Here is a 20,425-nt window from a genome sequence, read left to right on the forward strand (position 1 = left end):
GAGGGTTGCGTTGGGGCCGGCCCGGTCTGCGGCTTTCTTGCGTCACAGGAGCGGGTTTGGCGCGAAAGCGTGTTGCACCCCGCCGTCGTCTGGCATGCTGGTGCCATGGCTAGCCGCGCGGGCACAGTTGCCCAACCCCAAGACCTTGTTGACCTCACTGCGCTTTTGGATGCGTACTACGACGTTTCGCCGGATCTCACGGACCCGGGCCAGCGGGTGGCCTTCGGCACCTCCGGGCACCGTGGTTCGAGCTTGAAGGCGTCCTTCAACGAACCCCATATCCTCGCCATCACGCAGGCGATCGTGGAATACCGTGCGGGCCAGGGCATTACCGGGCCCCTCTACATGGCGAAGGACACCCACGGCCTGAGCGAACCGGCCCAAAACTCCGCCCTCGAGGTGCTGGCCGCCAACGGCGTGCACGTCCTCATCGACGCCCGCCACGGCTACACACCCACCCCTGCACTGAGCCACGCCATCCTCACGCACAACCGCAAGGCCGGCCCGGGCGCACCGCAGGCGGACGGGATTGTGGTGACCCCCAGCCACAACCCTCCCGGCGACGGCGGATTCAAGTACAACCCCCCGCACGGCGGCCCTGCGGACACCGACGCCACCGGCTGGATCGCCAACCGCGCCAACGAGCTCCTGGAAAACGGCCTGCGCGGCGTCAAGCGGATCCCCGTGGCCGACGCCCTTGCCGCCGGGACCACCGGAAAGTTCGACTTCCTCAGCAGCTACGTGGATGACCTCCCCTCCGTCCTGGACCTCAACGCCATCCGTGAGGCCGGCGTCCGGATCGGCGCGGACCCCATGGGCGGGGCGTCGGTGGACTACTGGGGCGAGATCGCCGAACGCCACCACCTGAACCTCACGGTGGTGAACCCGACCGTTGACCCGCAGTGGGCCTTCATGACCCTGGACTGGGACGAGAAGATCCGGATGGACTGCTCCTCGCCGTTCGCGATGGCGTCGCTGATCGGCCGGATGTCCGACGGGGCGAGGTTCGACGTCGCCACCGGCAACGACGCCGACGCCGACCGCCATGGCATCGTCACACCGTTTGTTGACGGTCAGGGCGGGCTGATGAACCCGAACCACTACCTCGCCGTCGCCATCGACTACCTGTACCGGCACCGCACCGGCTGGAACCCGCAGTCCGTGATCGGCAAGACCCTGGTGTCCTCCTCGATGATCGACCGCGTGGCCGCGAGCCTGGGCCGCAAGCTCGTGGAGGTTCCCGTGGGCTTCAAGTGGTTCGTCCCGGGCCTGCTGTCCGGCGAAGGGGCCTTCGGCGGCGAGGAATCCGCGGGCGCGTCCTTCAATAAGATGGACGGCAGTGTTTGGACCACCGACAAGGACGGAATCCTGCTGGCCCTGCTGGCCTCGGAGATCACGGCCGTCACCGGCAAGTCGCCGTCGCAGCTCTACAAGGGCCTCACGGACCAGTTCGGCGACCCCGTCTATGCCCGGATCGATGCCGCCGCCACGCGCGAACAGAAGGCCGCACTGGGCAAGCTGTCGTCGTCGGACGTCACCGCCACCGAACTCGCCGGCGAAACGATCACCGCCAAACTGACCGAGGCGCCGGGCAACGGCGCGGCGATCGGCGGCCTGAAGGTGGTCACCGAAAACGCCTGGTTCGCGGCGCGGCCCTCCGGTACGGAGGACGTGTACAAGATTTACGCCGAATCCTTCAAGGGCGCCGAGCACCTCAAGCAGGTCCAGGCCGAGGCGAAGGCCCTGGTGGACGGGGTTATTTCGTAGTTCCGCCGACCGCGGCCACCACGGCGCGGTCCCTGCCAAGCGTCTTTGCCTGGTAGAGGGCCGCGTCGGCCGAGGCCACTACAGCGTCGAGGCCGCCCGGTCCGGCATCGGTGGATGCAATGCCGTAGCTCACTGTCGGCAGCCGGGGAATGACTTCCGAGCCGGATTCCTGAAGCCGGAGGCTGATGTCGGAGGTGATTTCCCGGGCCTGTTCCGGCGTGACGCCTGGGAGCAGGAGGATGAATTCCTCGCCGCCGTAGCGGCCCACGAGATCGGTGGAGCGGACGGTGCCGGCGCAGGCTCCGGCGAACGCCTGCAGGGCGGAGTCCCCGGCCGAGTGGCCGAACTGGTCGTTGATCGTCTTGAAGTGATCCAGGTCCGCGAGGATCAGCGAGGCCGTGGTTCCGGTGCGCCGCAACCGGCGCAGTTCGTTGCCCGCGAGGTCAAGGAACGCTGAGCGGTTCAGCAGGCCGGTGAGGCCGTCCACGGTGGCGCGTGCCCGGAGGTCGCGAGTCTGTTGTTCATAGCTCAGCTCGGCCATCGTGAACGAGGCCACCACCAGCGTGACCGTCGAGAACACGGTCATGGGCGCGGAACCGAAGAACGAGGTGAAGACCGCCCCGCCCGGCCCGTCCGTCAAAAAGGCGATGAAGCGGCCCAGGTAGAAGACGGCCAGGATGCCGGCGCCCACGGCGAGGGGCCGGTGCACGCGCGAGTAGTCGCGCTCAAGCAGGAACAGCTCCCGGGATCCCATGCCGATCAGCACGGCCATCAAGGCCAGGTACACCGGGCCTCCCGCCCAGATGTTTGTGGCCGGGTGGTCGAACACCGACACGACGCCGACGACGCCGGGACCGGCCGCGAGCTGCCAGGGCCGGGGTGAGGGTGCCCGCAGCGAGCGGGCGCCAGCCCAGATGCTGGCCGCGCCGGCGACCAGCAGGACGTTGCCGGCGGGGTTGGACCAGGCCTGGTACACCGTCCCGTCCAGCAGGTACGCGGCGTTGCCGACAAGGAACAGCAGGAGGGCCATGCACCACCAGCCGCTGTAGGCGGAGCGGGTCCGCCGGAAGGTAATGAAGTAGAAGAGCATGAGCAGCGTGAGGTCGACCAGCGCCAAGGCAACCCGCAGTGTGGCGGTGTCAAGCATCATCTAGTGGCCCCCCGGTCCGCTGTAATTTGCCCGCAATGCGTCACTTCACCGTCGAATAACCGCCGAAGTTGACCCAAGTATGGCACCCGTCGTCGGGAAAGCCTCGTGGTGGCCACGATATGACGTGCGGATTCTTGTTGCCGCCGTCCCGGGGCTTATGCCGGGCCGTCGGTCCACAGCGTGAGGATCCGCCGGGTGGAGTGCCCGCCGCCGGGCGCCATGTCCACGAGTGCTATCCGGTCCAGCGCGACGGCGTCGCCCTCGCGAAGCCGTTTGTCGCCGTGGTGGGAGACATGCGGACGGTACCCTGCCAGGGTATAGGCGGGTGTAGGGATCCTGCCGGGCAGCTGCTCCACGATCCCGACCAGGGCATTGTGCAGGGCCTGCAGGTGCTCGTTGGGTTCGATCAGGTTGACCGGGATGGACCCTGCCCGCCCGAACCGCGCTTCCCCGCCTACCCTCACCCGGCAGCCCAGCGCCGCGGCCACGGGGTCCGCCATAAGCGCGGAGATCTTCGCGGCGAGCGGATCGCCGGAGCCGGGTGGCGTCTCGATTTGTGCGCCGGCCGCTGTCTGGGGTTCGACGACGTCGAACTTCACCAGGGTGATGTGCAGCGGCCAGTCGTCACGGGGAAACTCGAGTCCCTCGACAACCGGTTCCACGAAGGCCACCGCGATCAGGTTCCGCATGGGAAAAGTGTGCCACGCCCGGCGGTCGGAGCGGCGCCCGGGTCCTGACCGGGGTCGGCGACGTCGCGAACGCCCCGTGCCGGAGGCTGCGGTGCGGACTAAAATAGGAAGTGGCCCCGGATGCAGGCCATGCGCTGAACCGCAGAAATGCGTCCCGTGTGCCTCCGGCCTGTCCCCCATGGTGCCGGAGGCACCTCCGCGGAAGAACAGTGCCGGAGGCACCTCCGCGCAAGAACAGTGCCGGAGGCACCTCCGCGGGACAGTGCCGGAGGTGCTTAGACAGTCCTTAGACGGTGCGGACGACGTCCTCGTAGGCGAACTTCGGCTTGGCCGCACCCCAGGCGTCCGCACCGGGCTGGCCGATGTTGACCACCAGGAAACTCTTCTGGCTGCCGTCGGGGAAGAATGCGGCGTCGATGGCGGCGAAATCCGCGCCCGTCATGGGACCGGCGGCGAGGCCCAGGGAGCGGACCGCGAGGATGAAGTAGCCAGCCTGCAGGTGGGCGTTGTTGTTGCCCGTGGCCGCGGCAAGGTCAGGCGCGGCGTCGTACATGGCTTTGGGGGCGTTGTAGCCGGGGAGGAAGTTGTCCCACTGGTCCTGCCAGGCGGTGTCGTAGCTCAGGACTGCGACGAGGGGCGCCGATGCCGTCTTGGCGCGGTTTCCGGCGGAAAGTGCGTCCACAAGCGTGGCCCGGGCTTCATCCGAGCGCACGTACGTGACGCGCAGCGGCTGTGAATTGAAGGCGGTGGGACCGAACTTCGTCAGTTCGTAGATGGCACGGGCCTGATCGTCGGTAACGTCGCCGGTGAAGGCGTTCGCCGTGCGGGCCTCGGCAAAGATGGCGTCCACCGCTGCGGCGTCGATTACTGCTTCTTCATGGGCGATCGTCATTCGCGTCCCTTTCGCTGGGCCGGCGCACCGTCAGGCTGCTGGCGTCTCCTGCTGTCCATAGTTGCAACTTCAACTAGCAGCGCTTGCTTCCCGCTGCGCCCTGTGATGTCCGGCACAGCAATGCAGGGTGCGCAGCCGCGTTGCAAGGCCTATCAAGGCAGACAGGAGCCTGACACGGCCTCTTAACGAGCGGTGATCTCTCCGGCGAGATGGCCGAAAGCGAGGCCCGCGTGCACCCGGACTGCATCAACCAGGCAATCGTCGTCCGCATAAAACCCGGGGCTATGGTTCGGGAACAGCCCGCGGCCACCCTTCACCGGCCTTAGCTGGTCGCCGTCGATCCGTGTGTCCTGGACCCCGTAGCTGAGGTACGCGCCGCCGTAGGCGTTGACGAACTCCGACACATCGTCATAGCCAAGCGTCACGGGCACCTCGACGATCCTCTCCCGGCCGACAATCCTGCCAAGGGCGGGCAGGATTGCATCAATCCACTCCCTCTGGTTGATGACTCCCGGAACAGATTGCAGGAACTCAACATCGGCCGTGCAGCCGAAGGCCTCCGCTTGGTGCCTGGCCAGCCGGCGCATCCCCTGCTGGACTACACCCATGTCGGCGTCGACAGTGCAGCGTATGGTTCCGAACAGGGTGACAGTCTGCCCGATGATGTTGAACCGGCCGACGTCCTGGACGTGGCCAATGCTGACGGATGTCGCGTGCTGCGCGGGAACCTGCCGGTAAAGCTCGCCGACTCCGGTCTTCCCCGGTCTTCCCCGGAGTATGGCCGGACTTCCCGGAAAACGCAACGGTCGCCGATGGCCACTCCCCATATCCGCGCCCGGACCTGTCGCGGCGCCCGACGGCGCCGGACGCGCCCGGCCTGCGCGGTAAAGTTGCCTGGAAGATTCCTTCCGCTCCGGCCCCACATTCTCTGAAAGGCTCCCGGCAATGAGCATGCTCGGCACCAAATGGAAGCTCCACGGCACCGGCAAGTCCGTCCGCCCCGGTGAGGTCGTCAAGCCGGATGAGCGGCTCACCTGGCCGCTGACCATCGGGATCGGCATGCAGCACGTAGTGGCCATGTTCGGCGCCACCTTCCTGGTCCCGATCCTCACGGGCATGCCGCCGGCCACCACCTTGTTCTTCTCCGGCATCGGCACCCTGCTGTTCCTGGTCATCACCCAGGGACGCGTTCCGAGCTACCTCGGGTCAAGCTTCGCGTTCATCGCACCGATCCTGGCCTCGCAACAGCAGTTCGGCATTCCCGGGGCGCTGGGCGGCGTCGTGCTGGCCGGTGCGGCCCTCGCCGTCGTCGGCGCCGTGGTGCAGAAGTTCGGCGCCGGCTGGATCAACCGGCTCATGCCGCCGATCGTGACCGGCGCGATCGTCGCCCTGATCGGCCTGAACCTGGCGCCAGCCGCGAAGAGCAACTTCGACAAAGCCCCCGTCACCGCCTTCATCACGCTGGCCGTCATCATTGTGGTCAGCGTGCTGTTCCGCGGCATCCTGGGCCGGCTGAGCATCCTGGTGGGCGTCGTGGTGGGCTACCTCGTCGCGATGATCCGGGGCGAAGTCGACTTCGCCAAGGTGGACGGCGCCACGTGGGTTGGCCTGCCGCACTTCCAGACCCCGGAATTCCACTTCGGCGTCGTGGGCCTCTTCGTGCCTGTCGTGCTGGTGCTGGTGGCGGAGAACATCGGTCATGTGAAGTCCGTGTCCGCCATGACGGGCCAGAACCTCGACGGCGTGTCCGGCCGGGCACTGCTGGCCGACGGCGCCGCCACCATGCTGGCCGGGTTTGGCGGCGGGTCCGGCACCACCACCTACGCCGAGAACATCGGCGTCATGGCTGCCACCAAGGTGTACTCCACCGCGGCGTACTGGGTGGCGGGCATCTTCGCCGTGGTGCTGAGCTTCTCACCGAAGTTTGGCGAACTCATCGCCACTGTCCCCGCCGGCGTCCTGGGCGGCGCAGCCACAATGCTGTACGGCATGATCGGCGTGCTGGGCGTCAAGATCTGGGTCCAGAACAAGGTGAACTTCTCCAACTCGATCAACCTGACCACGGCCGCCGTGGCGCTGATCATCGGCATCGCGAACTACACGTGGACCGTCGGCGACCTGACGTTCAACGGCATCGCGCTCGGCTCGGCCGCCGCGCTGGTGATCTACCACGGCATGAAGGCGATCGCGAAGGCACGCGGCACGGTGGCGGAGCCGGAAACGGAGGATCCGGCGTCCGTTGCGACGGCGGCGGTGAAGGCCGCTGCGAAGCGCGCACCGAAGAAGCGCCGCTAGCGGCATCCCCCGTTACCGCCCGCCCCGCCAAAGCCAACAGGCCGGGGCCGGGCCACCGTGTGGTGGCCCGGCCCCGGCCCGGCTGGTTGTGGCGGCGGCCGGTTTAGCCGGCGTCGAACGGTTCCTCGTCGTCGCTGCCCTTCTCCGGCGACTTCTCCTTCGGCAGGTCCGTGCCGGAACCATCGGGCAGCCCGGCCGCATCCTGGCCGGACTCCGAGGAGAAGGGCCGCCCGGCGTCGGGCTTTTCGGTGTTGGAGGCATCCATTTCGGCGTCAGCCGAGGGGACCGCGGCGTCGCCGCTCCTGGCACCGGATCCGGGCTCGGTAGTGGTGTTTTCTGAACTCACGTGTTCCTCCGCTCCGCCGGAGCGTCCTGCTCCGGACTCTCTTGCACTTGTCTTGCACTTGTCTTGGTCTTCTGCGCCGAACTGGCTCAGGCCCGGCGCTCCGGCCGGATGCGTCCCGCCGTCGGGGTACAGCTCAGAGGCCCTTGCCACCGGTGACGGGCAGGACGGCGCCGGAAATGTAGGAGCCGTGGTCCGAGGCGAGCAGCACATAGGCAGGCGCGAGCTCCGCGGGCTGGCCTGCGCGCTGCAGGGGTGTGTCCTGGCCGAACGACGGGAGCTTGTCCGGCCATGCGGTCGCAGGGATGAGCGGCGTCCAGATGGGCCCCGGGGCCACGGCGTTGACCCTGATCCCCTTCGGCCCGAGTTCCTGCGCCAGCGCCTTGGTGAAGGCCACCTGAGCGGCCTTGGTCATGGCGTAGTCGATGAGTTCCGGCGAAGGCTTGAATGCCTGGATGGAGGCCGTCGTGATGATCGAGGCGCCGGCGTTGAGGTGCGGGACGGCGGCGCGGGCCGTCCAGATCAGCGAGTACAGATTGGTCTTGAACACGCGGTCGAACTCCTCTGTGGGCAGCGACTCGAAGCTGTCCCGGTTCTTCTGGTAGGCCGCGTTCAGCACCAGCACGTCCAGCCGGCCGAATTCGGTCAGCGTGTCGTTCACGATCTTCGCCGCGAAGTCCTCGCTGCGGCCGTCGCCTGGGAGCAGCACGGCCTTCCGGCCGGCCTTCCGTATCCACGCGGCGGTGTCCTGCGCGTCTTCTTCCTCTTCCGGCAGGTACGAGATGGCGACGTCGGCGCCCTCCCGGGCGAAGGCGATCGCCACTGCCTTGCCGATCCCGGAGTCGCCGCCCGTGATCAGGGCAGCCTTGCCACTGAGCGCGTCGCTGCCGCGGTAGCTTTCCTCGCCGTGGTCCGGCTTCGGCTCCATGGGCGCCGTGAGGCCTGGCTGTTCTTGCACCTGCTCCGGGAAGGACCCGGAGTAGTAGCCGGTGCGGGGGTCCTTCGGCTGGTCCTGCTGTTTCTGTGCGGCGCTGCTTGAGTCACTCATAGTCCACCTACCCAACGTGTCGGTTTTCCAGGGAAGCTCCTCGGACCGGCGCTGACCGGCCGCTTGGAAACTATCCCGGCGAAGTACGCAGTTTCTACCCTAACCGCAAAGTAGTCAGCAAACTTACTACCAACTTGTTTTTGGCAACTCTCAAGCCTAGGTTGAGGGTGGGGCGCACGCCGCGCCCCGTTGACAAGGATTTCAGCGTTCCTGGGGAGTCCAGGGATTTCAGTTTGCGCGGAGGAACAGTCATGACAGGCCCGGCGGCGCCGCAGGATGACGGCAGGGACGAATCTCGGGCTGAGCGGATGGACCGCAATTGGGTGGAACTGCTGCAGGAACTGCGGGTACTCCAGACCGGGGTCCAGGTTCTCGCCGGCTTCCTCCTGACGCTGCCGTTCCAGGCTCGTTTCGAGACGCTGGATGGATACCAAACCGGGCTGTACCTCGCCAACGTCATCGTGGCCGCTCTCACCACGGCCTCGATCCTGTTACCGGTGAGCCTGCACCGCCGGCTCTTCCGGCAAGGGCTGAAGGCTACCCTCGTGGCCAGCGCCGACACCATCGCGAAGGTGTCATTGGGCGGCGTCATGCTGCTGAGCGTGGGAACCACGTCCCTCATTTTCGATCTCACGTTGGGCCGGGCGGCCGGCGTCATGGCCGGCGTCGGCCTGCTGGCTGTCCTACTGCTGCTGATGGTCTTTGTCCCTGCCGCACTCCGCCGGAGGGGCCTGAAAGAGAAGCCACAATGACAGACGTTTCACAGGCGCGGCGCGCCGCAGGCACGGGAGGAACCATGGGCAAGTGGGTCAAGGAACGCGGGCTGCTGCTGGCCAACGCTGCGCTATTCATCGCCTTCTTCGGCGGCATGGTCCTCAGCGGGGCAGCCAGTTACAGCGAGGACCAACTGGCCCACGGCCAGCCGGCGGTGAGCGTCCTGCAGTACCTGGGCACGGGGGCCTTCGTGGAGGCGACGTTTGAGAACTGGGAGTCGGAATTCCTGCAAATGGGCATGTATGTCCTGCTGACAGTCTTCCTGTTCCAGAAAGGGTCCTCGGAGTCCAAGCCCATGGGCCGCGCCGCCCCGCAAGACGAGGATCCCCGGCCGGCCAAGCTCAGGCCGTCCACGCCCTGGCCCGTCCGGCGCGGCGGGTGGGTCCTGAAACTTTACGAACACTCCCTGTCGATCATGTTCCTGCTGCTCTTCCTGATGTCGTTTGTTCTGCACGCAGTCGGCGGCAGCGCCGATTACAACGACGATCAGCAAGCCCACGGCCAGCCGACGGTCACGGTGCTGGGCTACCTCGCCACGAGCCGATTCTGGTTTGAGTCGTTCCAGAACTGGCAGAGCGAATTCCTGGCGGTCGCCGTACTGGTGGGCGCGTCGGTCTATCTGCGGGAGAAGGGATCCCCCGAGTCCAAGCCGGTGGCCGAACCCCACTACGAGACGGGCGCCTGACCCCCGCGGCCATCGGTCAGCGGGTTGCGGACCCGGCGTTCGGCGCTTTCTCCGCTGCTGCTTTCGTCGCCCCTGCTGTCGGAGCCGCTGTCAGGCCCCTTCGAGGACCTGGCTGGTGGCCCAGGCAAGATATTTTGCGGCGTTGGCGACAGCGTCGTCGGGGCTCGCGGCGACATCCAGCAGCTGGGCCGCGGCCACCACGCCGTGCCGGGCAAGGTCCTCCGGGGTGACGAGAATCCGGCCGGCCACCACGATCACCGGTATGCCGCGGGCTTGGGCGGCATCGGCCAGCGCGATGGGCGCTTTCCCGGTCAGCGACTGGCTGTCCATGGAGCCTTCCCCGGTGATGACCAGATCGGCCACCGCGAGTTTTCCGGCCAGCCCGGTGAGGCCGGCCACGAGCTCGAATCCGCCCTCCAGGGCGGCGTTGCTGAAGGCCAGGAACGACGCCGGGAAGCCGCCGGCCGCACCGGCTCCGGGGACGTTGACGTCCCGGCCGGTGGACTCGTGCAGGACCGAGGCCCAGTTGCGCAGGCCAGCGTCGAGCAGCTCCACCGCATCCGCGTCGGCGCCCTTTTGCGGGCCGAACACGTGCGCGGCACCGTCGCTGCCGAACAGCGGGTTCCGCACATCGACGGCGATCCTGAACTTCACGGCGGACAGCCGCGGATCCAGCCCGCTGACATCCACCGTCACGACGTCGGCAAGCGACCCGCCGCCGAGGGGCACCACGTTGCCGGCGGCGTCCAGCGGCTTGAGGCCGAGCGCCCGGAGTGCGCCGCTGCCGCCGTCGCTCATGGCCGAACCGCCCACGCCCAGCACGATTTCCGTGGCCCCTGCGTCCAGGGCGGCGGCGATCAGCTGGCCGCAGCCGTAGCTGTGGGCCCGCAGGGCGTTGGCCGGCGTCGGTTCCATGTGCGCCAGGCCGGATGCCTGCGCCGTTTCAATCACCGCAGTGGCCCCGCCGAAGGCGTCCTTGCGGATAGCCCACGCGGCACCGATCGGAGCCAGGATCGGGCCCACGACGGCGTTGAGCCTTTCCTCGTAGCCTGCCGCGACGGCCGCCTCCAGGGTCCCTTCGCCGCCGTCGGCCACCGGAAACTGGATGGCTTCGGCGTCGGGATAGACGCGCAGGGCGCCTTCAGCGATGGCGGAGGCGGCTTCGGCGGCGGTCAGAGAGCCCTTGAACTTGTCCGGGGCGATGAGGATACGCATGGCACTATCCTGCCAGTCCGGAGGGCCCGGCACGCTGACAGGACGCGGTGTTTAGGCCCAGGTCCCGCGCTCCGTGAGGACCGTCTTGAGCAGGTCGGCGCGGTCCGTGACGATCCCGTCGACGCCAAGATCGAGCAAACGGTGCATTTCCGCCGGTTCGTTGACGGTCCAGACGTGCACCTGCAGCCCGTGCCGGTGCGCCCGCCGGACAAAGCCGGGCGTCACCACGGTCACCGCGCCGTAGCGGACCGGTACCTGGAGCGCATGGACCCCCTGCAGGGCCCGACGCGCCACGAAGCCCATCAGCGTCGCCGGCAGTACCGGGCCCAGCAGGACGAACACGGCGTTGGACACTGTGCCCGCAGAGCCCGCGGCCGGCCGGCTCAGCTGCCGAAGCACGGCGCGGCGCCGCCGGTCCGAGAAGCTGGCTACCAGCACGCGGTCGTGCAGCGCGTGGCGTTCGATTGCCGAGGCCAGGGCGTCGACGGAATTCCAATCCTTGACGTCGATGTTGAGCCGGACGTCGGGAAAGGCCGCGATGAGTTCCTCAAACAGCGGGATCGGTTCAGTTCCGCCGATCCTGGCCCGGGCCACGGCCGCGGCGGGCAAGTCGGCGATACGGCCGCGTTCCTGGGTGACCCGGTCCAGAGTCTTGTCGTGGAAGAGCACCAGCACGCCGTCGGCGGTGGTGTGGACGTCGGTCTCCAGGTGCCGGAATCCGAGGTCGACGGCGGCGCGGAACGCGGCCATCGAGTTCTCCAGCCCGTCCAGGGAGAAGCCGCGGTGGGCCATCGCGAGGGGCGCCCGGGCTATGTCCTGGTCCCCCGGCACGGCGTGCTCCGGGCCGCCGCCGCGGGTGCCGTCGGAGTTCCCGCCGGGGGCAAAGTAGGGGTGCGGGTTCGTCACTCCTGAAGCGTACCCGAGCCCCGATCCGGCCGCGCGGGACCCCGATCCGGAGCGGGCTGAGCGGAACGCGGCATGGGCGACCCGGCGTTAGCGGAAGCTGGCGTCAGGAGTCGTGCGGCCGGATTTCGACGCCGTCGCCGCAGTGCAGGAGCGTCCGGCCGCGGCCGCCGTCGAGGTCCACCCAGACGACGCTGTGGTCGGCCGTCACGGCGTCCACCAGGCCGCCGGTCTCGAAACCCGGGGCCAGCCGAACGCTGACGCGGTCGCCCTGGCGCAACTGCCGCCAGTGCCGGTCCGGCTCCGCCGGATGCAGAGGTTGGTCGTCCGTTTTGTTGACGCGGTACTTGGCCATGATTTCCCCACTATCGGTCAAACGATCTGTCGCGAGCCTTCAGCCTAGGAGGCCAAGGTGAACGCCAGTTGACCGACCGCTGGGAATCCGGTGACCGGGACGTCACCGCGGGGGTGCTGTTCGGGAGTGGAACTCAGGGAAGCCGGAGGCCGAGTTCCGCGAGCTTGGCCTCAAGGATCTGGGCGACGCCGTCGTCGTCGAAGTGCGGCGCCTGCTGGCCAGCGGCGCGGATTGCCTCAGGGTGGCCGCTGGCCATGGCGTAACCGTCCCCGGCCCAGCGGAGCATCTCGATGTCGTTGGGCATGTCCCCGAACGCCACCACGTCTGCGGGGCCGATGCCCAGTGAGGCGGCGTATTCGGCGAGGGTCACGGCCTTGTTGACGCCGGGCAGGGACAGTTCGAGCAGGGCCATGTTCGGCGCCGAGTGCGTCGCGGCGGCCAAATGGGCGACGGCGGGGGTCACCTCGGCGAGGAAGTCGTCGGCGGTGCCCTCGCGAACGATGGCCATGAACTTCACCACGGAGTCGTCGGCCGTGAGGGTGCTGTGCAGCGGGGCGGGCGTGAATTCGGCCAGCAGCGGGCTTGTGCCGGAGTTGAGGAAGCCCGGTTCCAGGTGGAAGCCGGTCAGGGTTTCGGCGGCGAACAGTGCCGTCGGGCGCAGGCGCCGGATGATGCGGCGGGCCTCGAACACTGCGTCCAGCTCCAGCGCACGGGCTGAGAGCATGCGGTCCGCCTCAAGGTCCCAGACCACGGCGCCGTTGGAGCAGATGACGGTGCCGGCATGCCCCAGCTGGTCCTGCAGGGGGTGGAGCCAGCGCGGCGGGCGGCCCGTGACGAAGACGAGTTCCACCCCTGCGTCGCGGCAGGCGTGGAACGCGCGGACGGTCCGGTCGCTGATTTTTCCGTAATGGCCGAGGATCGTTCCGTCGATGTCGCTTGCTACGAGCCGCATACAGCAAGTCTACGTTGGCCGCGGCGGCCCCGATCCCGCCTGCCGGACGTGGAACTGCGCGGGCCCGTGCGCCGGGGTCGCCGGAAAGTGTCGAGTTCGCCGGAACGTTCCGGCGAACTCGAGCGTCTCCGGCGAATTCGACGGCGGCGCGGCCCTCTAGTGCTGTTCGTAGTGCCCGGTCAGCCTGGCCCGGCCCAGGGTGTGGCTGAATAGGGCAAAGCCGAGGCTGGCCGGGCTGCCGTGCCCGCCGACGTCGAGCTTTTCGACGTCCACGGCATGGACCACGATCAGGTAGCGGTGCGGACCGTGTCCCTTGGGCGGGGCGGCGCCGACGTAGCCGGTGAATCCGGCGTCGTTCTTCAGCTGGAGCGCGCCGGGCGGAAGGGCCGCGCCGTCGCGGGAACCGGCACCCGCGGGCAATGACGTGACATCGGCCGGGATGTTGAGCACGGCCCAGTGCCAAAAACCGCTGGCCGTGGGGGCGTCCGGGTCGAAGACCGTCACCGCGTAGCTCTTGGTGCCGGCGGGGGCGCCGCTCCAGCTCAGCTGCGGGGACTCGTCCTTGCCGCCGGCGCCCATGACGCCGCTTCGCTGCGCGGGAGGAAGCGTGTCGCCGTCGTGGAAGGATGCGCTGCTGACGTCGAAAGCGGGGACGTCGGGCAGCGGCGCGTAAGGATCGTGGGCTGTCATGGCTGCCTTTCCTGAACTGGTTGCTGTTCGGTACTGCCTGCTGTTCGGGTACTGCCTGCTATGCGTTGCCGGTCCCCACGCCACCAAGCTCCATCCGGGCCAGCTCGGCGCGTGTGGGCGGGTTGGCGCCGGCGCGGGACACGGTCACGGCGGCGGCGCGGGAGGCGTGGGCCAGGAGATCGCGGAGGCTTTCGGCGGAGAGTTCGCGCAGCGCCTTGCGGTTCTGTGCCCCGTCCAGGCCCAGGTCCACCACTCCGGACAGCAGCGCTGCCATGAAGGAATCGCCGGCACCGACGGTGTCCGCGACTAACACTGCGGGGGCGGCGAACTGCGCAGCGCCGGCGGCGTTGATGCCCCAGGGGCCCTTGCCGCCGCGGGTCACCACCACCATGGCCGGCCCCTCCGAGCCGCCCAGCGCCAGCCAGCGGCGGGCCGAGTCCAACGGGTCCGTTCCGGGGTAGAGCCATTCAAGGTCCTCATCGGAGGCCTTCACCACGTCCGCGAGGGCCACAAACTTTTCGACCTGCCCGCGGGCATAGTCCACGTCCGGGATGATGCTGGGGCGGCAATTGGGGTCAAAGCTGATCGTGGCGGACGGGTGGGCATGCTCGACGGCGGCAAGCACCTCGGCCGCGCCGGGCGCCAGCATCGTGGCGATGGAGCCGGTGTGCAGGAGCGTGGTTCCCTGCAGGAGGAACGGGAGGCGCGCCGCGACGCCGGGGAGCTCCCAGGCGAGGTCGAAGGTGTAGGTGGCGGCGCCGGCGTCGTCAATCAGTGCGGCGGCCACGCTGGTGGGAAGCTCGTCGGGTGCCAGCGGCAGCAGCACGGAACTCGACTTCAGGTGCGCCGCCAGGGCTTCGCCGTAGGCATCCCGGCCGTAGCGGCCAATGAACTGGACCGGATGGTCCAGCCTCGCCAGCCCCACCGCCACATTGAGGGGGCTGCCGCCGACATGGGCCTGGACGCCGGAGGAACGCTGGACGACATCAACCAGCCCCTCGCCAATAACTGTGAGCATGGTCATACTCTGCCAGAGATTCGGGTCCGGTGCCGTGTGTTGCCCCACCTGCCCGCGGGCCGCCCCGCGTGTCCGGGGCGCGGCTGCGCAGCCCGGCCCGCCGGGCCGCGCATCCACCCGGCCGCTCAGGCTCAGGCGGCGGCGGTGTCCACGGCGATCCCGGCGGGACCGGCGTCGGCGAACCTGGCGTCGATGTGGACCACGTCCCGGCCGGCGCGCTGGAGGAGGCTCGCGGCGACCCCTGCGCGATACCCGGACGTGCAGTGCACCCAGAGCTTCCCGGCAGGGACGTCCTCAAGGCGCAGCAGCAGTTCATGTAGCGGGATGTTGACCGCGCCCACCACCCGGGACGCCGCGAATTCATCGGCACGGCGCACGTCCAGGACGGTGTCCCCGGCGGCCCGGCCGGTCAGCACACCGCCCCAGTCCACGCGGGGGTACGACGCGAGGGCGGCCTGCGGCGCAAGGGCATGCGGGTCGGTTCCGACGGCGGCGTCCGGGGATTCGATGCCGATCCGGGAGAGGTCGCGGATGGCCTTCTCGATATCCTCCTGCGAGCCCACGAGGGTCAGCGGTTCACCCCACGGCAACACCCAGCCCAGGTAGGTGGTGAAACTGGATCCCGTGCCGTATTCGAAGCTGACGCTGCCCTGGAGGTGGCTGCTGGCGAAGGCCACACGATGCCGCAGATCCACCACCCACTCGCCGCCGTCCAGTCGCCGGGCGAGCTCGGCGGCGTCGAGCGATTCGGGGACTGCCAGATCGGCGGGGCCCGGTCCGCGGACGTTGGCCGGGCTCATGTGGGCGTAGTAAGAGGGGTGGTCCGTGAGGTTGGCGATGAGCTGGCGGACGAAGTGGTCCTCGTCGGGGTCCGTCAGGGCATGGTTGGCGGCGAGCTGCTCGCCGATCGTGGAAGACCGGGCACCGGAGGCCGGCCCGGAGGAGCAGAACGAGCCGAACCCGTGGGTCGGGAACAGCGCGGCGTCGTGCCCGGACTCCGCGACGAGGCGCCGGACCGAGGCGTACTGATCGTGGGTCAGGCCGACGGTGTCCGCCGCGGCAACGAGGTCCGTGCGCCCGACCGAACCGTAGAGCAGGCTCCCGCCCGAGAAGACGGCCTGCTTCACGCCGTCGTCCACGATGTACGACATATGGGTGTGCGTGTGGCCCGGGGTGGCGACCGCCTTGACGGTGAGCGCGCCTACGCGGACCGTCTGGCCGTCGGTGACGGGCGTGCGCTCGAACGCCACGGGATCGGTGGCGTTCACCAGGTAGTCGGCGCCGTGCGCGCGGGCCAGGATGAGGCCGCCGGTGATGTAGTCGTTGTGCAGGTGGGTCTCGGCCACGTGGGTGATGGTGACCCCGGCGTCGCGGGCTGCGGCTTCGATGCGGTCCGTGTCACGCTGCGGGTCGATCGCCAACGCCACCGAGCCGTCGTGGACCAGGTAGCTGCGGTCCCCGAGCTGCGGGGTCTCGATGACAATGACTTCCATGGCCCCTCCCGGGCTGTCAGCCCCGGTTGACGGGGTGTCCCTCATCCTGCCACTGCATGATTCCGCCGGTGACGTTGACGGCGTCGTACCCCTGGTCTTCCAGGTATGTGGTGGCCTGGGCGCTGCGGCCCCCGGCGGCGCACATGACGTAGATGGTGCCGCTGGCCGGAACCTCGTCGATGGACTGCACAAACCGCGAGAGCGGGATGCTCCTGGCCCCGGGGACGCGGACCGCCGCGAATTCGTCGTCCTCGCGGACATCGACGATTTCAGTGGCTTCGCCCAGGGCGGCCAGGTCCTTGACGGAAATGCTCTTCATGCCTGTTCCTTTCGAGGGCGCCGGTGGCCCGGCGCGCTTAATCCAGCTCAATAATGATACCCCTTGGGGTATCATACGTGCTCCGGGCGTCGCCTTCGGCCCCACCGCCAAATCTACTCCCCCGACTAGCCTGCAGCGCTAGCCTGCCGGATGGCCCTGCTGATAGACGTCGGGGATGCCGTCGTGGTCCGAGTCGATCCTTTCTTCCTCTTCCGCGCGGCGGTAGTGCGTGTTGCGGATCCGGAGTACCGCGCTGGCCAGCAGCGCGGCGAGCAGCGAGGCCGCGAGGATTCCGACCTTTGCGTGGTCGTCGTGGACAGTGCCTTGCCCGAAGCTCAGCTCGGCCACCAGCAGCGACACCGTGAAACCGATCCCGGCCAGGATCGACAGGCCGAAGACGTCGATCCATTTGAAGGAGCCGTCCAGCCGGGCGCGGGTGGCTTTGGTGATGAGCCACGTGGTGCCCAGGATGCCGGCAGGTTTTCCGAGCACGAGGGCCAGGATAATGCCGACCGCAACGGGATCGGTCAGGGCGGCGCCGAGGCCCTGCAGGCCGCCGATGGCCACACCGGCGGAAAAGAATGCGAAGACCGGGACAGCGACGCCGGCCGAGATCGGGCGGAACCGGTGTTCGAAGATCTCCGCGAGGCCGGGGCCGGCCTCGGGACCGCCGCTGGCCCGGGAGCGAATCACAGGAACGGCAAAGCCGAGCAGGACACCGGCCACGGTGGCGTGGATGCCGGACGCATGGACCAGCGCCCACGTTGCGGCGCCGAGCGGCAGCAGGATCACCCAGGCGGCCAGCCCGTGGGTGCCGAAGAACCGCCGGTATTTCTGCACCAGGAATGTGTAGAGGCCGAGCGGGAGCAGAGCCAACAGAAGCGGGAGCGGGTGGAGTTCGCTCGTGTAGAAGACCGCGATGATGGTGATGGCGAGAAGATCGTCCACGACGGCCAGGGTCAGCAGGAAGATGCGCAACGCGCTGGGAAGGTGCGAACCGATGAGCGCCAGCACGGCGACCGCGAACGCGATGTCCGTGGCGGTGGGGATCGCCCAGCCCCGCAGGGTCTCGGCGTCCGCAACGTTGACGGCCGCGTAGATGAGCGCGGGAACGGCCACGCCGCCCACGGCCGCAGCCACCGGCACCACGGATTTGCTCAGCTGCCGCAGGTCGCCCGCGACGAACTCCCGTTTGAGTTCGAGCCCGACCAGGAAGAAGAAGACCGCCAGCAGCCCGTCGGCGGCCCAGGCTCCCAGGCTCAGGTCCAGGTGCCAGGGCTCGTAGCCGATAGTGAAATCGCGCAGCGCGAAGTAGCTTTCCGACGCCGGCGAGTTGGCCCAGATCAGGGCCGCCACCGCCGCGGCGACCAGAAGCGCGCCGCCGACGGTTTCCTTGCGGAGGATTTCGCCGATGCGCAGCGCTTCCGCGTAGCTGCCGCGGGCGAAGACGGTGAGGCGAGGAGGTGCGGGAGAAGGGGGCAGGTCGCTCATGGGGTCCTCAAAGTGGGGTCGACGAAACTATGCCGACCAGACTTCCCGGCGCACCTGGGCTCCAGTCTATGCGCTTTCGGCCCCCTGGGGGCGGCGGCCGGTCTGAGCCGCCGCCGCACAAATCCACCACCCGCCCTCGCAGCCCGGATGTCAGGCCAGCATCTGCTGCACCAGTTCGCGGCACTTCCGGTAGGCGGGCGCCTTGGGATCAATGAGCGCGAAGTGGTCGCCCGGCACCTTGAGCAGCTGCACCGGCGCACCGGCCGCCTTGGCCGCTCCGGCGTAGGTCTCGGACTGGCTGAACGGCACAGTGTCGTCTTCAGTGCCGTGGACGGCATAGATCGGCACGCTCAACGGCACCGCACTCATGGGGTCCGCGTATTTATGCCGTTTGGGGTATTTCTCCGACGAGCCGCCGAGGAAATTGCTGACCGCGCCGTTGCTGAGGTTGAGCCGCTCGGCGGCCGCCAGGTTCAGCACCCCTGACTGGCTCACGACGCCGGTCAGGTGCACCGCGCCGCCGTCGTCGGCCCTGCGCGCCAGCTGACGGTCCGCGTCCGGGGCGCCGAGTCCGGAGAGCCGGCTGCGTCCCGCCGCCCAGACTGCAAGGTGGCCGCCGGCCGAGTGTCCCAGGGCCACCACCCGGTCCAGGCCGAGCCCGTGCTCGTCCGCGAGCTCGCCGAGCTTGTCGATTCCGGCCAGGACGTCGGCAAAGGTGTTAGGCCAGCCTCCGCCGTTGCCGGCCCGCCGGTACTCCAGGTTCCAGGCGGCCATGCCGTGCGTGGCGAGGTCCTTGGCCAGGGGTTCGCCGAGTTCCGCACCATACTGCGAACGCCAGTAGCCGCCATGGATCACCACCACCACGCCCTTGGGCGCGGCCACGTCCGGGAGGAAAAGCTCGCCCCACTGGCTGGGGTCCTCGCCATAGTGATACTTCTGCCTCTTCACAGCGTCCTCCTTGGGGCCCGGTGAACAGGCGGCGGAGACTGCCCCCAGCGTCACCGTCGCTGCGGCCGCGATCCAAGTCCGCCGCCGCACATCAGCCATGTGCTGAGCCTACAGTGGACGCCGCGCGGCCCCGCGCAGGTCGGGCTCCTGCATGCCGCCCGGAGGCGCCGGCGTCGGGGGTGGCTGCGACCCGGCCGCGGGAGTGCCTGCCGCCCGACGTCGGGGGTGCGCCGTAAGCTGGACGCATGGCGAGCAACTGGGAGCGTTTGGACCCGAGCCTGCGCGATTCCGTGCAGGAAAACGTGGAATTGTACGAGCGGGTCCGGCCTGCGCTGAAACTAGTTACCCGGGAGGTCCTGCTCACTCTGCGGACCATGTTCAAGGACACCGAGGTCATGCCGCTGTTCGTCACCGGACGCACCAAGACCGTCGAATCCTTCCGCGAGAAGATTTCCCGCACGGAAAAACCGCTGGAGCCGGGCGGGCCGCTGGTGCTGAAGTTCCCGGACCCCTTCCGGACCCTGAACGACATGGTGGGCATCCGCGTGATCACCAAGCTGCCGGCGGAAAACGCGGTGGCGGCCAACCTCATTAAGCGCCAGCGCCAGCTCTTCGACTGCCGCGGAGACCGCGAAAAGGACATCGGCTCGATCGAGTCCGGCACCTACGGCTACTCCAGCCGGCACCTGATCCTGCGGACCATCCAAAACGAGGCGGTCAAGGACTACCAGCAGGTCTTCAACCCGGATGTCCCGCCGAACGGCAGCTACTTCTTCGAATGCCAGATCCGCACGGTGTTCGCCCACGCCTGGAGCGAGATCGAGCACGACATTCGCTTCAAGGCCGAGGACCCCCGGGCCTGGACCCCGCACTTCGACCGCCAGTTCACCGCCACGGCAGCCATGCTGGAAACCGTGGAAAGCGCCTTTTCGGACCTGCACGAGCGCTATGAGGAGGTCCGCAGTTACTGGGATGTGGAGGGCGAGGGTGCCGCACCGCTGACGCCCAACCGGATCCGCGACGTCTGGCGGACTCTGCTGCCGCACGTGGACCGGAAGGTCGACGACGACTGGGGCTGGGCTGCGGAACTCATGGCAGCCCATGGGCTCAACCAGACCATGCAGCTCGCCGGTCTTCTCAGCGCCAACCGGATCACCGAGGTCCGCCAGGCCCTGGACCACCGCTACTCCCCCGGCCCGGACCGGCTGCTCGATGACCTGCTGCTGTGGCAGTACGGCACCGAACACATCGAGCTCACCGCCGAGCCGGCCGACGCCGTCCCCCACCCCCGGCGCGACAGCCTGCTGCGGCGGCTCAAGCAGATCGAACGCTACCGGCTCACGCAGGGGTAGTGGCGGCCTCGCGCAGGGTGGGTGCGGCGGCGTTACACAGCGGCAT

The 20,425-nt window shown here is 68.5% G+C and carries 21 protein-coding genes; 5 read left to right on the forward strand and 16 right to left on the reverse strand.

Going from position 1 to position 20,425, the window contains the following annotated elements; translation table 11 throughout:
* Positions 1 to 105 precede the first annotated feature (105 nt).
* Positions 106 to 1,767 carry a phosphoglucomutase (alpha-D-glucose-1,6-bisphosphate-dependent) gene (gene pgm / locus ACVWYS_RS18190; RefSeq protein WP_456510194.1) on the forward strand — a complete coding sequence of 554 codons (1,662 nt, stop codon included), beginning with the start codon at positions 106 to 108 and terminating at the stop codon, positions 1,765 to 1,767.
* Here the strand turns inward: pgm and ACVWYS_RS18195 are convergent.
* The 4 genes from ACVWYS_RS18195 to ACVWYS_RS18210 form a co-directional block, all read right to left on the reverse strand.
* A complete protein-coding gene (locus ACVWYS_RS18195) occupies positions 1,757 to 2,917 on the reverse strand; it encodes a GGDEF domain-containing protein (protein WP_456510195.1) in 1,161 nt (386 codons plus the stop codon). The two genes, pgm and ACVWYS_RS18195, sit on opposite strands and share 11 nt — an antisense overlap.
* Positions 2,918 to 3,072: 155 nt before the next feature.
* Positions 3,073 to 3,606: a 2'-5' RNA ligase family protein gene (locus tag ACVWYS_RS18200; RefSeq protein WP_456510196.1), complete on the reverse strand. Its 534-nt coding sequence runs from the start codon at positions 3,604 to 3,606 to the stop codon at positions 3,073 to 3,075.
* Positions 3,607 to 3,892: 286 nt separating this feature from the next.
* The gene (locus ACVWYS_RS18205; protein WP_116765422.1) at positions 3,893 to 4,498 is read right to left on the reverse strand and encodes a malonic semialdehyde reductase; all 606 of its coding nucleotides are present in this window, start codon (positions 4,496 to 4,498) and stop codon (positions 3,893 to 3,895) included.
* A 182-nt stretch (positions 4,499 to 4,680) separates the two neighbouring features.
* Positions 4,681 to 5,451 (reverse strand): hypothetical protein, encoded by a 771-nt coding sequence (locus ACVWYS_RS18210; RefSeq protein ID WP_456510197.1) that lies wholly within the window; start codon positions 5,449 to 5,451, stop codon positions 4,681 to 4,683.
* Between ACVWYS_RS18210 and ACVWYS_RS18215 the strand changes: the two genes are divergently transcribed.
* Positions 5,444 to 6,793: a uracil-xanthine permease family protein gene (locus ACVWYS_RS18215; protein ID WP_456510198.1), complete on the forward strand. Its 1,350-nt coding sequence runs from the start codon at positions 5,444 to 5,446 to the stop codon at positions 6,791 to 6,793. The genes ACVWYS_RS18210 and ACVWYS_RS18215 overlap by 8 nt on opposite strands.
* A 103-nt stretch (positions 6,794 to 6,896) precedes the next feature.
* On the opposite strand, the gene ACVWYS_RS18220 is transcribed toward ACVWYS_RS18215, so the two are convergent.
* Together ACVWYS_RS18220 and ACVWYS_RS18225 are read right to left on the reverse strand one after the other, a co-directional pair.
* Positions 6,897 to 7,139 (reverse strand): hypothetical protein, encoded by a 243-nt coding sequence (locus ACVWYS_RS18220; protein ID WP_175460614.1) that lies wholly within the window; start codon positions 7,137 to 7,139, stop codon positions 6,897 to 6,899.
* A gap of 133 nt (positions 7,140 to 7,272) precedes the next feature.
* A complete protein-coding gene (locus tag ACVWYS_RS18225) occupies positions 7,273 to 8,184 on the reverse strand; it encodes an SDR family oxidoreductase (protein ID WP_456510199.1) in 912 nt (303 codons plus the stop codon).
* 251 nt (positions 8,185 to 8,435) lie between these two features.
* On the opposite strand from ACVWYS_RS18225, the gene ACVWYS_RS18230 reads away from it, so the two are divergent.
* Both ACVWYS_RS18230 and ACVWYS_RS18235 read left to right on the forward strand, forming a co-directional pair.
* Complete coding sequence (locus ACVWYS_RS18230; RefSeq protein ID WP_456507749.1) at positions 8,436 to 8,936, forward strand: DUF6328 family protein; 501 nt, start codon at positions 8,436 to 8,438, stop codon at positions 8,934 to 8,936.
* Entirely contained in the window at positions 8,933 to 9,643 is a 711-nt protein-coding gene (locus ACVWYS_RS18235) for a DUF6766 family protein (protein WP_456510200.1), read from the forward strand. Before ACVWYS_RS18230 ends, ACVWYS_RS18235 begins: the two co-directional genes overlap by 4 nt.
* Positions 9,644 to 9,733: 90 nt before the next feature.
* On the opposite strand, the gene ACVWYS_RS18240 is transcribed toward ACVWYS_RS18235, so the two are convergent.
* From ACVWYS_RS18240 to ACVWYS_RS18285, 10 genes are all read right to left on the reverse strand, one after another.
* Positions 9,734 to 10,858: a glycerate kinase gene (locus tag ACVWYS_RS18240; protein WP_456510201.1), complete on the reverse strand. Its 1,125-nt coding sequence runs from the start codon at positions 10,856 to 10,858 to the stop codon at positions 9,734 to 9,736.
* 51 nt (positions 10,859 to 10,909) lie between these two features.
* Positions 10,910 to 11,764, reverse strand: a complete 855-nt coding sequence (locus ACVWYS_RS18245) for a glycerophosphodiester phosphodiesterase (RefSeq protein WP_456510202.1) — start codon at positions 11,762 to 11,764, stop codon at positions 10,910 to 10,912.
* 103 nt (positions 11,765 to 11,867) lie between these two features.
* Positions 11,868 to 12,116, reverse strand: coding sequence for a hypothetical protein (locus tag ACVWYS_RS18250; protein WP_116765418.1), 249 nt, complete (start codon positions 12,114 to 12,116; stop codon positions 11,868 to 11,870).
* A gap of 133 nt (positions 12,117 to 12,249) precedes the next feature.
* Positions 12,250 to 13,068, reverse strand: a complete 819-nt coding sequence (locus ACVWYS_RS18255) for an HAD family hydrolase (RefSeq protein WP_456510203.1) — start codon at positions 13,066 to 13,068, stop codon at positions 12,250 to 12,252.
* A 156-nt stretch (positions 13,069 to 13,224) separates the two neighbouring features.
* Positions 13,225 to 13,758 carry a YbhB/YbcL family Raf kinase inhibitor-like protein gene (locus ACVWYS_RS18260; RefSeq protein ID WP_456510204.1) on the reverse strand — a complete coding sequence of 178 codons (534 nt, stop codon included), beginning with the start codon at positions 13,756 to 13,758 and terminating at the stop codon, positions 13,225 to 13,227.
* 58 nt (positions 13,759 to 13,816) lie between these two features.
* Complete coding sequence (locus ACVWYS_RS18265; protein ID WP_456510205.1) at positions 13,817 to 14,776, reverse strand: carbohydrate kinase family protein; 960 nt, start codon at positions 14,774 to 14,776, stop codon at positions 13,817 to 13,819.
* Positions 14,777 to 14,907: 131 nt separating this feature from the next.
* Positions 14,908 to 16,269 carry an MBL fold metallo-hydrolase gene (locus tag ACVWYS_RS18270; protein WP_456510206.1) on the reverse strand — a complete coding sequence of 454 codons (1,362 nt, stop codon included), beginning with the start codon at positions 16,267 to 16,269 and terminating at the stop codon, positions 14,908 to 14,910.
* 16 nt (positions 16,270 to 16,285) lie between these two features.
* A complete protein-coding gene (locus tag ACVWYS_RS18275) occupies positions 16,286 to 16,588 on the reverse strand; it encodes a rhodanese-like domain-containing protein (protein WP_456510207.1) in 303 nt (100 codons plus the stop codon).
* 138 nt (positions 16,589 to 16,726) lie between these two features.
* Positions 16,727 to 18,079: a Na+/H+ antiporter NhaA gene (gene nhaA / locus ACVWYS_RS18280; RefSeq protein ID WP_344361591.1), complete on the reverse strand. Its 1,353-nt coding sequence runs from the start codon at positions 18,077 to 18,079 to the stop codon at positions 16,727 to 16,729.
* A gap of 150 nt (positions 18,080 to 18,229) precedes the next feature.
* Positions 18,230 to 19,027: an alpha/beta hydrolase gene (locus ACVWYS_RS18285; RefSeq protein WP_116765413.1), complete on the reverse strand. Its 798-nt coding sequence runs from the start codon at positions 19,025 to 19,027 to the stop codon at positions 18,230 to 18,232.
* 245 nt (positions 19,028 to 19,272) lie between these two features.
* Between ACVWYS_RS18285 and ACVWYS_RS18290 the strand changes: the two genes are divergently transcribed.
* The gene (locus ACVWYS_RS18290) at positions 19,273 to 20,379 is read left to right on the forward strand and encodes a GTP pyrophosphokinase (protein ID WP_116765412.1); all 1,107 of its coding nucleotides are present in this window, start codon (positions 19,273 to 19,275) and stop codon (positions 20,377 to 20,379) included.
* The last annotated feature ends 46 nt before the right edge of the window (positions 20,380 to 20,425 follow it).

Source organism: Arthrobacter sp. TE12231 (assembly GCF_054062895.1).

Excerpts from the sequence above, each read along its gene's own strand:
- ACVWYS_RS18215 (WP_456510198.1), top strand. The coding sequence starts at position 5,444 with ATGAGCATGCTCGGCACCAAATGGAAGCTCCACGGCACCGGCAAGTCC.
- ACVWYS_RS18235 (WP_456510200.1), top strand. The coding sequence starts at position 8,933 with ATGACAGACGTTTCACAGGCGCGGCGCGCCGCAGGCACGGGAGGAACC.
- ACVWYS_RS18195 (WP_456510195.1), bottom strand. The coding sequence starts at position 2,917 with ATGATGCTTGACACCGCCACACTGCGGGTTGCCTTGGCGCTGGTCGAC.
- ACVWYS_RS18260 (WP_456510204.1), bottom strand. The coding sequence starts at position 13,758 with ATGACAGCCCACGATCCTTACGCGCCGCTGCCCGACGTCCCCGCTTTC.
- ACVWYS_RS18210 (WP_456510197.1), bottom strand. The coding sequence starts at position 5,451 with ATGCTCATTGCCGGGAGCCTTTCAGAGAATGTGGGGCCGGAGCGGAAG.
- ACVWYS_RS18275 (WP_456510207.1), bottom strand. The coding sequence starts at position 16,588 with ATGAAGAGCATTTCCGTCAAGGACCTGGCCGCCCTGGGCGAAGCCACT.
- ACVWYS_RS18200 (WP_456510196.1), bottom strand. The coding sequence starts at position 3,606 with ATGCGGAACCTGATCGCGGTGGCCTTCGTGGAACCGGTTGTCGAGGGA.
- ACVWYS_RS18270 (WP_456510206.1), bottom strand. The coding sequence starts at position 16,269 with ATGGAAGTCATTGTCATCGAGACCCCGCAGCTCGGGGACCGCAGCTAC.
- nhaA (WP_344361591.1), bottom strand. The coding sequence starts at position 18,079 with ATGAGCGACCTGCCCCCTTCTCCCGCACCTCCTCGCCTCACCGTCTTC.
- ACVWYS_RS18240 (WP_456510201.1), bottom strand. The coding sequence starts at position 10,858 with ATGCGTATCCTCATCGCCCCGGACAAGTTCAAGGGCTCTCTGACCGCC.
- ACVWYS_RS18265 (WP_456510205.1), bottom strand. The coding sequence starts at position 14,776 with ATGCTCACAGTTATTGGCGAGGGGCTGGTTGATGTCGTCCAGCGTTCC.
- ACVWYS_RS18230 (WP_456507749.1), top strand. The coding sequence starts at position 8,436 with ATGACAGGCCCGGCGGCGCCGCAGGATGACGGCAGGGACGAATCTCGG.
- ACVWYS_RS18290 (WP_116765412.1), top strand. The coding sequence starts at position 19,273 with ATGGCGAGCAACTGGGAGCGTTTGGACCCGAGCCTGCGCGATTCCGTG.
- ACVWYS_RS18255 (WP_456510203.1), bottom strand. The coding sequence starts at position 13,068 with ATGCGGCTCGTAGCAAGCGACATCGACGGAACGATCCTCGGCCATTAC.
- ACVWYS_RS18205 (WP_116765422.1), bottom strand. The coding sequence starts at position 4,498 with ATGACGATCGCCCATGAAGAAGCAGTAATCGACGCCGCAGCGGTGGAC.
- ACVWYS_RS18250 (WP_116765418.1), bottom strand. The coding sequence starts at position 12,116 with ATGGCCAAGTACCGCGTCAACAAAACGGACGACCAACCTCTGCATCCG.
- pgm (WP_456510194.1), top strand. The coding sequence starts at position 106 with ATGGCTAGCCGCGCGGGCACAGTTGCCCAACCCCAAGACCTTGTTGAC.
- ACVWYS_RS18225 (WP_456510199.1), bottom strand. The coding sequence starts at position 8,184 with ATGAGTGACTCAAGCAGCGCCGCACAGAAACAGCAGGACCAGCCGAAG.